The following is a 201-nucleotide window of genomic DNA, read 5'->3' as shown; positions in this document are numbered from 1 at the left end:
CCCCAGCCGCACTGCTTTGTTGCTTTTCACAACTTTTTGTAGTTTTATTATAGCAATCCGGGACAAATTGTGCAAGTGAATACAGGATCATTTTTTCATAAAGTTGTATTTTATTTTGTAGATTATTATAAATTTCACGCCTCATTTTGACATTCTTTTATCAGAAATACAAATGATGCATAAATTAAAGCGGCTGATTTC

Source organism: Clostridium sp. CAG:43, from assembly GCF_000434655.1.
Lineage (GTDB): Bacteria > Bacillota > Clostridia > Lachnospirales > Lachnospiraceae > Otoolea > Otoolea fessa.
Note: the sequence above shows the minus strand (reverse complement) of the source record.